The sequence below is a fragment of the Parasutterella sp. genome (assembly GCF_057870745.1).
On sequence record NZ_DBMALT010000029.1, the window covers coordinates 21,398 to 35,591 of the forward strand.

Consider the following 14,194-nt stretch of genomic DNA (forward strand, 5'->3'; position numbering starts at 1 on the left):
GCGAAAGCCTTGGGACACGGTTCCGGAATATTTTTAGGAATTTCATTTTGTCTCAGACAACGATTGCGTTACCCGCGGTTTTGAAAGCGGTAAACGGCATTTTGACTTCTCTTTCTGCGGGAAAAGAAATCAAAGTGATTTTTGCAGGAACTCCCTGTACGGACGGCAAGACCGTTTATTTAGGCGAGCCGCTGCTTCAGTCTCAGGACGCTCTTGATGCTTATCTCTCTCACGGGACGCATGAGATTCATCACGTTTTATACAGTGACTTTGATGAAGTAGCTTCGCTCGGCGGTCTGCATTCGCTCGTTAATGCTCTGGAAGACGTTCGCATTGATGCCATCGGATATAAAAAATATCCGGGCGGCTATCTTTGGCGCAATGAACACTTTTCTAAGATGGCTCGGGCAGGGCAGCTTCCGAAAATCAACGAACATACTTCGCCGGGCGCGCTTCTTTGCCTTACTTGCTATTGGTGCATGACCGCACTGATGCTGGAATACGACTGCTCAAAGCATTATTCGGAAGAAGCAAAAAATGCTTTCGTACAGAGATTCGGTCAGGAGCTTTTTGAGCGGATTATGCAGAAGGCAGAAGAAGCAGTCAGAAGTCCGAATACAGCTGAGGTTATACAGTGCGCTCGAGAAATTGCTCAAATGTTCAGCCATGCGATCTCTCAAAAGGTGTTTTCTGAAGAGAACAAGAGCAGTCCCGACCAACAGAGCGGCGACTCTTCATCAAAAGGTGCATCGGTCCTTTCTGAAGGAAAAGGCAAGGCCAAAACTCCGAAGAAAGATAAGCAAAAGTCGGAGGACTTTGACGCTCTGTTCGAGGATGATGATCTTAAGGACGCGGATATCCATCGCGCCATGGAAGAAGACTATAAAAACTATCGAGGAGCAACCGGCGAGAATCCGACCGGTAAAGCTGCCGTTTGGCCGACGGTCAGAAGTGAACTCAGTCCTCGTGCAGATCCGGAATTCAAAGCGGAAGCAGAAAAGCTGCTACGCGGGGGGTCCCAGCAGTTTCATCGGTTCTTGCAGGGACTGAGTTTCCAGCCTACGCGTTATGCGAGAAGCGGAAGAGATCTTGAGCCCAAGAGACTGAGTCGTTTGTCTGTAGGAGATACCCGGGTCTTCCGATGCGAAGAGTCCGTGCTTCGTCCGTCAGTTGCGATGTGCGTGCTTTTAGACCGCAGCGGCTCGATGACGCGCGAAGATATGAGAACGGGATCTTTGTGTGCCCAGGCAATCGCAGGAATGGCAGATTCCGTAAGCGGATGCCGAAGCTCGGTTTATGCTTTTCCGGGTGTTGAACGTCAGACGCTGTTAGAGATCAAACGTTTTGATGAGTCCGTTGCGTCTTGTTTGGAACGCTTTTGCGCTTTAAGGCCTTTCGGCTATACACCAGTCAGACAATCCATCAATTCAGCGGCGGCTCAGCTTGTCAGTCGAAGAGAGTCCCGCAAAATTATCTTTTTGATCACGGACGGATTGTGTTCCGATGCCGAACTTCTAACTGACATTGAGCAAGATTTGAAACGCGCCGGTATTGAGATTGTCTGCTTGGGCATCGGGGATGATATTCCGAAGATTTTTAGTATTCAGTCGGACATCAAGCATTCTCGCCAAATGAAAGAGGCGGCTTATAAGCTTCTTGAAGAGACGTTTAGAAGAAGACATTGATCTTTAGCCGCATGGTCGTCGTGAAGATTTTTGCGATACCAAGTTTGAGCGGCTGTGTTAATTCGGCCTCGGGAGGAAAATTAAGGAAGGAGATCCGTAGAGTTTTTCTTCTCGGATGATTTCTTTCTTCTTGAAGGAATCGAAAATTTTCAGGGGATTGTTCGTTGTTAGAAATTCAGCTTCCGAAATGCATTGAGGCGCGGCTGTGTCGGTTTGCTAAAGAAACGGGTCGCTCAGAGACTGCTTTAGTCAAAGAAACTCTGGATCATTATTTAGATGATCTAGAGGACATCTATTTTTCTAACAAGGTAGTACAACGAATACGCGATGGCCGGGAAGACGTCGTTTCATCTGAAGAAATGGCGCAGATGCTTGGTCTCAAAAGTGAAGGGTCTCGTTAGTTGCGAGGATAATTTTTTGTAGTTTTTCTCAGCATACTTTCTTTCTATCGAGCCCTAGTTTCAGGCGGACGCCTCTTTTTGCAGCAGTTCTTCAAGGAGACAGTATGGCAGTGTTAAAGATCAGAATTCCGGACGATGAGATGGCATGCTTAGAGGTCTTGGCAAGAACGCAAGGCACGACCAAAACACAGATCGTTCTATCCGCTCTGAGAAGTGTTTTTGAAGAAAATTTCTTAGAGAAGAAAACGATTCTTCTGCCTGAAGACCAGTATCAAGCTTTGGTTGAATTGGTCGGCAGTCCTTTGACGCCGCAGGAAATTGAGGGCAGAAAGAAGCTCAAAAAAGTCCCTGACTGGAATTTGTGAGGCGGCTTTGCCAGCCGCCGCATTTGCATTAGGCAATCACTTCCGGGTGGCCGATTTCTTAGCAGGCTTGCAAAACTTTCCGCGGACGGCTTTTTTCCAATCTTCTGGCGTAGTTGGCGGAATGTCAGAGTAATCGATATCCTCGTCTCTGATGCTTTTGATTCGTTGGAGTTCTTCCGCAGTCCAGGGTTTGGCATCAGAAAGCTTGAAATGTACGGTTGTCATAGGCTTGATTTTCTGTCAGCTTTTACTGCGATTACTGTTCTGATTTGATTGGTTTGATGAAAGTATTGGCTGTTGTGTTGGTTTCAAATGCGTCAGCAATGATTAACGCAACAGCTCTCTTTCTATTCTGATAGTTTGGCACCTCAAGTCTGCGATTTCAATTCTCTCAACTTGGGATAGCTTCCGGAAAACGGCCGATGTTTTCTCAAGCGAGATTACCAACAACAAACTTGACTATGTTTTGTCCGTTAAGGAAGAGTCGAGATAGGAGTGACCTAGTTGGAGTTCAATTTAATTATTTAGATTTTTTGATTTGGGAAAAAATAATAACTACTGAAAATTGGGACGATGCCAGAAAAGGATTAGGTTTAGAACTTATTGATCTTAAAGAAGGGCTCCAAGCGGAAAGTTTTGAATTTGCGTTCAGGAATTCGGTAGAACATTTTTTCCCCCAGCATCCTGATAAATCCGATACTTCTCCTGAGCAATCAAAATATATTGATTCATGGTCAGAAATTAGTCCTTCAGGAGAAGAGGGAAGGAGAATAGACGACTTTGGAAACCTTTGCTTATTGAGCAATAGTCATAACACACGCTTTCTCAACGATCTTCCCATAAATAAGGTTGCCAGGGCGAGAAGAATTGTTTCGGAAGGATCTTTAAAACTTAGGATAATGGCAGCAATTTGTGAAAGTAATAATATAAATACGGGAGTAGGTAATTGGACTTATGAAGTTTCGCTGAAGCATGGCGAAGCGATGAAAGCCCTCCTTCGCTCAGATGTTGAAGAGCCACGCTCAGTCCCGGCCTAGCTTCTAGTGTGATTTTGCCAAATTGCTTCAGTAAAGAAAGAGCTTCCGACGTTTTCCATCGGAAGCTCTTATTCAGTCGCACACTAATCGTCCTTCGACGGTTAGCGATTCAGAACATTAAGCAGGATTCTTAGCGGCATTCACACCGGCGATACGACTGTATGTGAAAATGTCAGCCATAGCGTTGCCGCCGACACGGTTGGTACCGTGGATACCGCCAGTGACTTCACCGGCTGCATACAAACCGGGGATGACGTTGCCGCGACGGTCAATGACCTGAGCATCTTTGTTGATGATCACGCCGCCCATGGTGTGGTGACGTTTCATCGTGACGCGACCGGCGTAGAACGGAGCCTTGATGATCTTGTTGACCAGAACGCCTTCAGCACGGCCGAGCGGATCTTTCTTGGTGTCAACAGCCTTGTTGTAGGTGTCGACAGCTTCTTTGAGGTTGTTTGCAGGGACACCGATCTTCTTAGCCAGGTCTTCAATAGAGTCGGCGTAATAGAGTGTGCCGGCCTTCAATGCAGCTTCGTTTTCAGGTCCTTTGGAGTTCTTCTGCTGTTCAAAACCATCAGCGTCAACGATTGTCCAAGCAATGGCTTTAGGCTGGTCAAGCATGGCGTCACGCAATACGTCGCGTCTTGCGTCTTCTTTAATGAAGCGTTTGCCGTCGAGGTTCACAAACAAGAAGCGGTCAACATGCGTGAAGAGGTTAGGAGCATGTTTTTCTCCCGGAACTCCGCCCGGGATGCACTGGATGTAATCCAGACCGCGGGTACCTGCACCGATATCGATCAAATCGGTTAAGACGTCGCCCGTGGCGCCGGGATGGTTGGTTGTGCCGAGCTGGCCCATGCGAGGATCGGAGATTGCGGTCAGTCTGTCATTTGCAGCGAAACCGCCGGAAGCAGCAACAACAGCGTTGGTAGCACGCAAATAGAGTGTCTTTCCGCCTTTTTGCTCGACTTTGACGCCGAGAACGCGACCGCTTAACTGATGTTCGCGGATGATTTCAACAACGCGAGTGTTGTAGAGGATAGGGATGTCTTCTTTTTTGCAGACTTCAAGAAGGGCCTTGATGTAAGCACCGCCTCTCGGGCCGATCGGATTACGGGCGCGTTTGTAAAGACCGCCGTAGATCTGATAGATGTGATCCTGGAATTTGACGCCGTGATCTTTGAGCCACTGAACGCTTTCAGGAGCTTTTTCTGTGAGCTGGTGAACCAAGACAGGGTCGCCGCGTCCGTCACCGGCAGCCAGAGTCTGTTCGGCGTGAAGTTTGGGAGAGTCGGTAATACCGGCTTTTTCGTAGTCGGCTTTGATGGCTGCGTTAAATCCGCCGCCGGCACGAATGGTGTTGCCGCCGGCAAACATCATTTTTTCGAGAACAACGACTTTCTTGGCGCCGGCTTCTTTTGCAGAGACGGCTGCGGAAAGACCGGCACCGCCGGTACCGATCACGATGACGTTATAAGTTTCGTCCCATTTGATGGCGGCTTCTGCAGCGGTGCTGAAGAATGTTCCGAAAACACCGGCTGCGGCAGCAGCGGCAGGAGCGGTACCAAGGAATACTCGACGTGAAAGCTTTGTCATTTTCTTCTCCAAGTGTGAAATCTGAGGTTTGAGGCGGTTTGCTTGTTTGGCCTCGTTGGGAAGAAGTCTAAGAATTCAGCGCTTCACGCCAAATAAACATTAGGTTATTGACAAAGGAAAAGTTAAGTAGTAAACGATTTTGTTAAGACTCAGAAACGAGGTTTTCTGCCGCAATCATGCCGAACGTAAAGGCATCGGCTAAACCGTTTCCGCCGATTCTGTTTCTGCCGTGGATACCTCCGGTGATCTCTCCGGCTGCATAAAGCCCCAGAATCGTTTTGCCTTCCTTGAGACACTGAGCTTTTTCATTGATCTGAAGTCCGCCCATCGTGTAATGAATTCTCATGCCGACACGAGCGGCCCAGAAGGGCGCTGTTTGAATCGGGAATCTGCGGCTTTGCGGTTTGTCAAAGGCAATCTCAGCGTTTCGTTCTTCGATCGTATTTGTCAGGGTCGTTGCAGGAATATTTAGAGCGGAGGCCAATTCTTCCAAGCTTTGAGCTTTGACAGCATCGCTGGTTTCAGCGGCACGGATAGCGTCGCGACGGACCAGAAGGTCAAGCGTTTCGAGGCCGTCGTTGTCAATGATGCAGTAACAGCTCTTGTTGTTCTGAACCAGAATCTTTTCTTTGAGTTCATCGCGACGCGCTCTTTCGTCTACGAAACGTTGACCCTCGTCATTGACGAAGACAAAGCGACGTACGTCGTTGTGGAATCGGACACGAATGCCTTTGTTCGAAATCGGGCCCGGAAGACATTGAATTTCATTTAGGTCGATCACTGAAGCGCCGATTCTGCGCGCCGCAAAAAGCATGTCTCCGGTTGAGCCGGAAGAACAGTTGCTCGGAAGACCTTTTAGGCGAGGGTCGAAGGCTGCAACCGTCTTTAGATTTGCTCCGAACCCGCCGGCGGCAAGGATGACGCCTTTTCTTGCGCGAATGAAAAACTCATTGCCTTTCGAAGCGGCTTTGATTCCGATAACGCGTCCGTTGTCGTCCTCTACAAGCTCAATTGCTTTGGTTTCGGTCAGAACGTTGACTTTCCTTTGCATCAAGGCGCCGGAGAGTGCTCGCACATACGCCGTGCCGTTCGGGAAAATCGGTTTATGGCAGCGAGGGAAGTGGGATCCATAGATTTCTATCACTTCGTCTTGGAATTTCACGCCTTTTCTTTCCAGCCAGGAAAGCATTCTCGGGGCTTCATGGACCAGTTTGCGTACCAAGGCCGGGTCCGCAATCTTGTCGCCGTTATCCCAAACGTCTTGAAAGTGCTTTTCTTCGCTGTCAGAGATACCCAAAGGCGCCTGCCTTATCGGATCCACAACACCGAGGAATCCGCCGGAGATCAAAGTGTTTCCGCCGAGATGCGCGTTTTGCTCTATCAGGATGACTTCAGCACCGAGTTCCGAAGCTCTGACCGCGGCCGCCAGACCCGCGCCTCCCGCGCCCACGACTAAAACATCGCAGCTCAGACGCCAATTGATGTCTTGGGCAAAGGCTGCGGCAGGAGCGGCAACGGCTAAAGTCGTGAGTAAGAAATCTCTTCGGAACATAGGATCGTTAGTCGTTAAGAATATGAATCTTGCGTAGGAAAGCATTGAGCTCAACGATGTTTTTGCAGTTGAGCTTGTGGAAAATCGAGCTTCGCCAGTTTTTAACAGCTTGCTCTGAGACTTCCAGCTCAAAGGAAATGACTTTGTTGAGTTTGCCGAGAGCAATCATCTCTGCGGCTTTTTTCTCGGCGGGTGTCAGTAAATCGAACTGGGCGCGCATTTCTTCGCAGGTTTCAGCGGCCTCTCGATCACTTTGATTTTTAGCCACGGCTTTAGCGAGCGCTTCTTTCAGACGATTAGGTTCAGGGGGCTTCACGATGAAATCGGTGGCGCCGGTGAGCATGGCTTTGACTGCCATGTCAATGTCGCCGTGCCCAGTCAGAAAAATGATCGGAAGGTCGATTTCCCGCTTCTTCATTTCCTCTTGTAGCTGCAGTCCGCTCATCTCCGGCATACGGATGTCCAAAATCACACATCCCGGGAAGAGCGGATCGTCTTTCTCCAGGAATTCTTTAGCACTGTTATAGGTTGAGGTTCGGAAACCCGCCATATTCACCAAGAAGGCTTCGGAGGCGAGGACTTTTTCATCGTCATCGACGATTCGGACGACAGGCGTAAGTTTGGATGACTTCATGAGGAAACCTTTTTGAAACGAATTTCAGCACGCAAGCCTTGCGGGTCAACGCGAGAGAATTTGAGTTCAACACGATGTCTTTCAGCAATTGCAAAGACGATTTTTAAGCCCAATCCTAAGCCATCGGCTTTTAGTGAGTTTTGCAGAGCTTTCTTCATACGCTCCAGCACTTCGTCAGGGACTGGCGGCCCGTTGTCCGTGATGGACAAGACCCAATCCGCATCTTCAGAAGTTACAGAAACTTTTATGAGCGCCTTATCTTTGAGCGGTTCAACTGCATCTGCGGCATTTCTCAGAAGATTAAGGACGAGAATCTCCAGTTCAAACGGATCGCCATTGATCTCGGCTTTCTGCGGCAAGTCGATTTGAAGTCGGCATTGTGTAGAAACGTACAGTCGGAAAGCGTCGATGGCTTTACGCGTGACTTGAGATAAGTCGGTTGTGCTTTGTGAATCCACCGGTCTTGAAGACTTCGCGTACTCTCGAACACGGTCGACGATTTGGGCGGCCTTAGAAGATTCCGAGGCAATGGCTTCGATGCCCTGGCTCACAATCGGATCAAGCGTCTTTTGTTCGCCGTACATCTTGAGGCCGTTTGCGTAATTGACGACGGTGGACAAAGGCTGCTTAAGTTCGTGGGCAAACATATGCGAGAGCTGGGAAAGGATGCCGCGTTTTTCCATTTGGCTTAAGCGCTTCAGAGAGTTTCTTGCGACTTCGGCAACTCGGTCTCGCTGATCGATGGCTTCTCTTAGCTCGGCCGTTCTTTGGAAAACTAAAGAGTTCGAGCGATAGATATGGAAGAGCACACCAAGAAGCAGGGCAAGCGCCAAGAAGACTTCTGTTTTGTACTTCTCAATGAATGCTCCGACAGAGAAAGGTTCCGGCTGGTAAGGACCGAGTTCCAATTTTTTGAAAAGCTGAAGCACGGAGCGGAAATCATTTGCAATGCCCCAGGATGCACCGTCCGGCATCTTCGGCATTGTCAGAAGGCTGACTGTGAAATTCTTAACGACCTCAGGCGAAGTGTCCGGAAACGACGAGAACACAAAGTCCGGATAGAGCGGGGAAGAACTCTTGCAAGCTAGAGAAGTCTTTTCTTCGTCAATGACCTTGAAGAGGTGCGCGTTAGAGATGTTCTCTAGTTCGCAGGTTGGAATCACTGCGGCGTCTGCTTCACCAGAAAGCAGGTAAGAGTAGACGTCGGGATAACTGTACTTCGTGCTGAAGAGATGCGGCTGATCTTCTTTAGCGCTGATGCGGTCGGCAAGTTTTCCTTTGGCACCGAGCCAGCCGGAAAGTGAGTCAATATCTCTCGTGACAAGGCGTTTCTTTCTGAGATCTTCCATTCGATCGAGGTCATTGCGATCGGTTAACGCGATGATGGTAGAGCCGATGGATTCGGATGCAGTCTTGGCTCGAGCGTCGTGGCGCGTGGCAATTTGTCTTAAGCCTGCAGATGACGGATCAAAGGAAGCGTAGAAGCCGGCCGAAGAAATCAGGAAGCTGAAGTGCTCTTTTCTGATGTCTTCCGGAGACTCATGGCCCGAAATTTCCTTGGTGACGATCTTGTACTGAGGAAGCGCCTTGCGAAGATGATCCAAAGTCGGCGCAAAGGTGTTGATGAAAAACAGCGGGTCCTCAGTGAAAAGTACAGCAATCCTGACTTCCCCAGGTTTGTCTGCGGAATGAACTGTCCATGGTGTGCATAGGACAGCAGACCATAACAAGAGAGTCAGGAGCTTTCGGAACAATTTTTCTTCTTCGAGTTTGAGGATTCGAGAATTATTTTAACGTTTAGGACAGGTTGGATAATTTGGTGAAATCCTTAAAAATTAGAGATATTGAGGAACTATAAGTTCTCATTAAAATAGAGAAAATCATGATGGTGGGATAGGCTGATGAAAGATAATAAATTGAAGAATTTGCCGCTGGGAACATCGGATTTTGCTGTCTTAAGGTATGCAAATGAGATTTACGTAGACAAATCAGATTTGGTCTACGAGCTGGCCTCTACAAGACGCAAATATTTTTTGGCTCGTCCAAGAAGGTTTGGTAAATCTCTGTTGATTTCCACCTTTGAGTCGTTGTTTACGCACGGACTAAGAGATTTCAAAGGCTTAGCTATTGAGAAGCTTTGGGTTGAAGAGACAAAATTCCTTGTTGTGAGACTTGACTTCTCAGAACTAAAGTTTTTTTCTTCGCCTGAAGAGTTTTCTAGAAAATTCGCTTCCCTTATTTCAAGGTGCTTCGGCACTGTTGGATTTCAATATGTTGACGACGACCTTAACAGCGCTGCAGGTCAATTATCAACATGGCTGCAAACATTAAGGCTCAGTTCGTTAGTTGTCTTGATTGACGAATATGATGCTCCCCTAACATCTTGCCTTAATCAGCATGAGTTGTTCAATGCTGTTAGAGGACAACTCTCCGAGTTTTATGCTGTTCTGAAGTCCCACGACAGAGCACTCAGATTTGTGTTCATTACCGGAATTACAAAATTCAATAAAATGAGAATTTTTTCTGAACTTAATAATCTGAGCGATATTTCTTTAGCGCCACGATTTGGCTCCTTATTGGGTTACACACATGAAGAAGTTCAGACATACTTCGGACCTTATATCGCAAAGTCAGCTGAAGTTCTTTCCATAGGTCAAAATGAATTATTAGATCTGCTGGCTGCTCATTACGATGGATTTTGCTTTGAGGAGAGCGGGGCAAAGAAAGTTTTCGCGCCTTGGTCGCTTCTCAATTTCTTTGCACAACCTGACCGAGGGTTTAAAGACTATTGGTTTGAAAGCGGTGGTAGGCCGGCAGTTTTGATGGAATATTTAAAGAGCCACACTATTAAAGAACCTGAGGAGTACGCTAGAGATAAAACAATATCGTTGTCTGCGTTGACGGGTTCCTCTGATGTTGAAACTTTGTCAGATATCGGTTTGTTAACACAAGCCGGCTACCTCACCATTAAGTCTGTCGAGTTTGGTAATACTGTTTTCCTTGATTATCCAAATTTAGAAGTTAAACGTGCCATGGCACAGCTCTACACCGAGCGCCTTTTGGACGGAAAGGTGGCAGGACAAGTAGGAGCAGGGCCGATTGTTAAGGTCTTGTGTGAAGAGTCGGCGGAGTCTGTCTTCCATATCCTTAATCGACTTTTTCTGGCAATTGATTATCAAAGGTATCCAGTGCGGGACGAAGCTTCTTTAAGAGCCTATGTTCAAGTCTATTTTGCAGGCGCCGGCCTGGATGTAAAAGTTGAACATCACAATGCACATGGCAGGAGCGATTTGGAGGTGAATGCAGGCAACAGACATTGGATCTTTGAGTTCAAGGTTGTGCAGGGCAACAAAGGCGAAACCGAAAAACTGAGTGAGGCTGTTGAGCAAATAAAGCAAAGGCATTATGGTGATCAACAATACTCAAAAGAAGTGAAAAAGGTTGCGCTTGTCTTCTCGGTTGAAGCTCGACAATTTGTTAAGTGGCAAGAAGTTTAGATAGGGGGCCCTCACGAAGTCGCGTGTCTTAACTGCTCCGAATAGTGTGATGGCTTCAAATTGCCAATCGATTCTCTAGCGTGCAACTTCTCGCATGAGAAAAAAAGAAGGGAGGGGGTGTTTAGATTTTTCCGACTCTCGATTCTTTTCTTAAACACTCAAAGCTCGAGGCCTCATTCTTGGAGGAGATCTACAAGAGATCCGAATTTCCAAACTGTTGGTCTCCTTCCTCTACCTTCGCTAAGTTTGTTCACAAGCCCGGCGCTTTTGAGTTTTTGGATGATTTTGAGAAGTGTCGCCTTTGATAGCTTCAAGTTGAAAAGTTTAATTAAGCTTGGAGCTGTGAATACTGGCTGCTCAAATATGCAATCAAGGATTTCAATAGAAGGGGACGATTTAGCTTTCTCAGCCAATTGAGATCTTGATGTTTCGTAAAAGTCTGCAAGTTTTAACAGCGATGAAGCTTCAGCTTCTGATTCTTCAGCGACAGCGTTTAGAAAAAAGGAAATCCAGGTATTCCAATCCTTATTTTTTAAGATCTCGGCTAAAGATGCATAATAAGTTTCTCTGTTTCGAAGAAGATATGAACTCAAGAAAAAACAAGGATTGATTAGAATGTTTTTCGCTGCAAGGAACAGCAAAATTGAGAGTCTTCCAATCCTTCCGTTATCTTCAGAGAATGGTTGAATCATCATGAATTGAGCATGAAGGACAGCTGCTTGAATTATCGGGTTTAGGTCCTCTCTGCGCGAAAAATCTTCCCAATTCTCCATAAGCTCCCCCACGAATATTGGATCGGGTAGAACAATAGAAGTTTGATCTGGAAAAAAAGCTGAATTACCTAAATTAACTTGCGTCGTTCTCCATACTATTGAAGTTTTGTTTTCATCTGGGAAACTCTCCGAAAGTAAAGCATGTACGGATTTAAGCAAAGGGATGGAAAAAGGACGCCCGTTTTTTAGCTCGTTAAAACCAAATCTCGTGGCCTCCTGATAATTCAGAACCCGCCGTATATTTCTTTTTCTTTTAAGAGAAAGGGAAATACCAAGGCGACACTCCTCGATTTCTTCGATTGTTGCAATAAGGCCTTCAATTTCACTAGAGGCTCGGGCTTCTCTCACAAGCCACGCACGCTTAAGAAGATTTGCCTTAGAAGGAACGAGTGTCATTCCGTTTAGATGCGAAAGATTCGCGATAGAGGTGAAAGCAATTCTGCCGAAATCACGCCAAGGCAAAGGTTTCCGACGATCTAGCGGAAGCAATTGTAGACTGATGTGATTTTTGGTCATTTTTTACCCTTTTAGACCTTTGATTCGGTTTCTATTCTTCTGGAGAAGAATATTGCTTATATCTGAAGACTATAAAAAGAATTATGGACTTTGTATTTAAAAACTCCAAGAAATCAAACACAATGAGAATAAAGGATAATTTTAGAAAGAAACTCCCTATATCCTTGAGCAATAGCGAGAAACGACAAAATCTAAGATTATTAGAATCTCAATAATTTAATATATAATTATTAAAAATTTAATAATTTAGATTTGAATAATTATGAATCCTTTTGTTGTCGGAACCTACATTTCTAAAGAGTATTTCTGCGACCGGAGAGTAGAGACAGAATCACTGGAAGAGCATGTTAGGAATGGAAGAAATGTAGTTTTGTTCTCAGAAAGAAGAATGGGCAAGACAGGGCTAATTCAGCATGTTTTCCATGACCTTCGAATAAAAAAAGATTTTCACTGTCTTTACTTCGATGCGCTCGCATGCGGTACTCTTCAAGAATTTACTTTTGCTTTGAGCAACAGTATTTTTAGGTCGTTAAAAAAAGAGAGTGGTTTCTTAGAAAAGATATCTTCATTTTTTCGGACTCTCAAATTAACGATGTCTGTTGATCCAAATAATGGGTCACCGGAGGTGTCTCTCAGTCTCGGAGATATCAAACAACCGGAAAAAACGATAGAAGAAGCCTTCTCTTTTCTAGATAGCTTGGACAAGCCTGTAATTTTGGCGATTGACGAATTCCAAAAAATTGCTTCTTTCAAAGAGGCCGATGCTACAGCTTTATTGAGGGGAATTATTCAAACTAAAAAAAATATCCGGATGATCTATGCCGGGAGTGAATTTCACTTGCTCTCGGAGTTGTTTGTTCAAGGCCGCAGCCCTTTCTATCAAAGCGCATCCATGATGCATTTAAATCCGATAGATAAAAAAGAATATTTTTTATTTGCAGAAGAAAAGTTTAGAGATTCCGGTAAAACTATCCCTGAAGAAATCTTCTATCGCATTTATACGCGATTTTTTGGCTGCACTTGGTTTATTCAATCAATATTAAACAGGCTTTATTCAGTAACTCAAGAGGGTAATGTCGTATCGGAAGAAATGTTAGGCAAGGTTCTTTCCACGATAGTACAAGAGCAAGGCGTTTTTTACAGGGCCCTCCTATCTGACCTTAGCCTAAACCAAAAATCCTTGTTGTTAGCCATTGCAAAGGAAGGCACAGTTGAGAATCCAACATCAACCGCTTTTGTAAAGGATCACAGCCTCTCTTCTGTAAGTTCGGCTCAATCATCCGCTAGGACATTACTTGAGCGAGGGATTCTTCAAAAGAACGATCGAGGATTGCGTATCTATGACTATTTCTTCTTAGAGTGGTTAAAAAAAGAATACTTCTGAATGCGAGGATGTTATGTCTAGAAAGTTAGTGGCTTCGATAATTTGCATCAGTGCGGTTTTTGTCTCCTTCTTTTCTTTTGAGCACGAAACAATTGCTTCGGAGAAAGCTCAGCGGCTGTGCCTTGTGAATTCTCCTGCGGAACTCATTGCTTGCCGCAGAGGTGACTCTTTGTACTACCAGCAGCCGGGCCTCGTACATGGAAAATATCTTCTGGATTTTGCTGCTCAATATTGCGACACTAATTATGAGATTAATATTCAGTTTCCATATGTACTCTGTGTGTACTCAGGAGTGAAAGAGAAAATTGCCGCACAAGAAGTGCGAAAAGAAATAGAAAGCAATAAGCTTTCAGCTTTGCGTAAAGTTGGCAATGAATTGGACAATCCTGAGTCAGGATGGAAACAAATCAATTCAGAGGAAGAGAGGCATTTTCTAATTACGTCGCACGGTACCGGTCCGGTTATTCAGGACGGCGTTGAAGTCACCGTCAGAGTTCGCTATCCGGGGAAAGACGGTAAGCCGGAAAAATTTGACGAACTAAAGACTTTCTTGGTAACTAAGGACACCGTCGGATTCAAAGGTCTGAGACAAGGTAGTTCGTTGATTATTGCGTCTAACGGTGAGAAGAAGCTTTTTGAGTTTGTCGATATTCTTACCTGTGTTTAGCCCCTTATATCGTGCAAAGCCCCGATAGACGGGGCTTATAGTAGATTTTCATTTTTTTCTTTTCGTGTTAACTCCTCAAGTTATTGT

Annotated in this window: 13 protein-coding genes; 7 read left to right on the forward strand and 6 right to left on the reverse strand. The window is 45.8% G+C overall.

What is annotated here, in order from left to right; translation table 11 throughout:
• Positions 1-47 precede the first annotated feature (47 nt).
• The 3 genes from ACZND6_RS08785 to ACZND6_RS08795 all read left to right on the forward strand — a co-directional run bounded on the left by ACZND6_RS08785 (position 48) and on the right by ACZND6_RS08795 (position 2,451).
• Positions 48-1,685 carry a VWA domain-containing protein gene (locus tag ACZND6_RS08785; RefSeq protein WP_293738194.1) on the forward strand — a complete coding sequence of 546 codons (1,638 nt, stop codon included), beginning with the start codon at positions 48-50 and terminating at the stop codon, positions 1,683-1,685.
• A gap of 164 nt (positions 1,686-1,849) precedes the next feature.
• Complete coding sequence (relB, locus tag ACZND6_RS08790) at positions 1,850-2,086, forward strand: type II toxin-antitoxin system RelB family antitoxin (RefSeq protein ID WP_489524573.1); 237 nt, start codon at positions 1,850-1,852, stop codon at positions 2,084-2,086.
• Between the two features lie 104 nt (positions 2,087-2,190).
• Positions 2,191-2,451, forward strand: coding sequence for a type II toxin -antitoxin system TacA 1-like antitoxin (locus tag ACZND6_RS08795; protein ID WP_300874882.1), 261 nt, complete (start codon positions 2,191-2,193; stop codon positions 2,449-2,451).
• A 36-nt stretch (positions 2,452-2,487) separates the two neighbouring features.
• Here the strand turns inward: ACZND6_RS08795 and ACZND6_RS08800 are convergent, their stop codons facing one another.
• A complete protein-coding gene (locus ACZND6_RS08800) occupies positions 2,488-2,676 on the reverse strand; it encodes a hypothetical protein (protein WP_008864620.1) in 189 nt (62 codons plus the stop codon).
• A gap of 197 nt (positions 2,677-2,873) precedes the next feature.
• Between ACZND6_RS08800 and ACZND6_RS08805 the strand changes: the two genes are divergently transcribed.
• Positions 2,874-3,488, forward strand: a complete 615-nt coding sequence (locus tag ACZND6_RS08805; RefSeq protein WP_489524574.1) for a GmrSD restriction endonuclease domain-containing protein — start codon at positions 2,874-2,876, stop codon at positions 3,486-3,488.
• 117 nt (positions 3,489-3,605) lie between these two features.
• On the opposite strand, the gene ACZND6_RS08810 is transcribed toward ACZND6_RS08805, so the two are convergent.
• The 4 genes from ACZND6_RS08810 to ACZND6_RS08825 all read right to left on the reverse strand — a co-directional run bounded on the left by ACZND6_RS08810 (position 3,606) and on the right by ACZND6_RS08825 (position 9,000).
• The gene (locus ACZND6_RS08810; protein WP_489524575.1) at positions 3,606-5,084 is read right to left on the reverse strand and encodes an FAD-dependent oxidoreductase; all 1,479 of its coding nucleotides are present in this window, start codon (positions 5,082-5,084) and stop codon (positions 3,606-3,608) included.
• A 142-nt stretch (positions 5,085-5,226) separates the two neighbouring features.
• Positions 5,227-6,636, reverse strand: coding sequence for an FAD-dependent oxidoreductase (locus ACZND6_RS08815; protein ID WP_293738661.1), 1,410 nt, complete (start codon positions 6,634-6,636; stop codon positions 5,227-5,229).
• A 7-nt stretch (positions 6,637-6,643) separates the two neighbouring features.
• Positions 6,644-7,270, reverse strand: coding sequence for a response regulator transcription factor (locus tag ACZND6_RS08820; RefSeq protein ID WP_293738503.1), 627 nt, complete (start codon positions 7,268-7,270; stop codon positions 6,644-6,646).
• Positions 7,267-9,000, reverse strand: coding sequence for a PhnD/SsuA/transferrin family substrate-binding protein (locus ACZND6_RS08825; RefSeq protein WP_489524576.1), 1,734 nt, complete (start codon positions 8,998-9,000; stop codon positions 7,267-7,269). Before ACZND6_RS08825 ends, ACZND6_RS08820 begins: the two co-directional genes overlap by 4 nt.
• 171 nt (positions 9,001-9,171) lie before the next feature.
• Between ACZND6_RS08825 and ACZND6_RS08830 the strand changes: the two genes are divergently transcribed.
• Positions 9,172-10,767 (forward strand): AAA family ATPase, encoded by a 1,596-nt coding sequence (locus ACZND6_RS08830; protein ID WP_489524577.1) that lies wholly within the window; start codon positions 9,172-9,174, stop codon positions 10,765-10,767.
• Positions 10,768-10,940: 173 nt separating this feature from the next.
• Here ACZND6_RS08830 and ACZND6_RS08835 read toward each other — a convergent pair whose 3' ends face one another.
• On the reverse strand, positions 10,941-12,056 hold the full coding sequence (locus ACZND6_RS08835; protein ID WP_293738507.1) for a Fic family protein: 1,116 nt from the start codon (positions 12,054-12,056) through the stop codon (positions 10,941-10,943).
• 262 nt (positions 12,057-12,318) lie between these two features.
• On the opposite strand from ACZND6_RS08835, the gene ACZND6_RS08840 reads away from it, so the two are divergent.
• Together ACZND6_RS08840 and ACZND6_RS08845 are read left to right on the forward strand one after the other, a co-directional pair.
• A complete protein-coding gene (locus ACZND6_RS08840) occupies positions 12,319-13,440 on the forward strand; it encodes an AAA family ATPase (RefSeq protein ID WP_118631883.1) in 1,122 nt (373 codons plus the stop codon).
• Positions 13,441-13,468: 28 nt separating this feature from the next.
• Positions 13,469-14,107 (forward strand): hypothetical protein, encoded by a 639-nt coding sequence (locus ACZND6_RS08845; RefSeq protein WP_489524578.1) that lies wholly within the window; start codon positions 13,469-13,471, stop codon positions 14,105-14,107.
• Positions 14,108-14,194 lie beyond the last annotated feature (87 nt).